General features: G+C 52.7%; 1 protein-coding gene. It reads right to left on the reverse strand.

Translation table 11 applies throughout. From position 1 onward, the window contains the following. A partial coding sequence (locus MM817_RS16695; RefSeq protein ID WP_473828224.1) for a hypothetical protein occupies positions 1-258 on the reverse strand: 258 nt, incomplete at both ends.

The raw sequence follows: 258 nt of genomic DNA on the forward strand, positions 1-258 counted from the left end.
TGGAACGCACAAGACCATCGACGACAATCGGGAACGGCTTGATCTCTTTGTTGTAGCGCATGGCGTTTTGCAAGATCATCAACACTTCTTGTGCGCGTCCCACGGCAAAGGCAGGAATGAGGACAAACCCCCCCTGTTGAATCACGTCAGACACTTGCTGTGCCAGTGCTTTTTCTTGTTGTGCTCGATTCTCATGTAAGCGTGAGCCGTAGGTGGATTCCGAGATGACCGCATCATAGCGCGTGCCGTGTGGTATGC

The sequence above is a fragment of the Sulfoacidibacillus ferrooxidans genome, assembly GCF_022606465.1.
GTDB lineage: Bacteria > Bacillota > Bacilli > Alicyclobacillales > SLC66 > Sulfoacidibacillus > Sulfoacidibacillus ferrooxidans.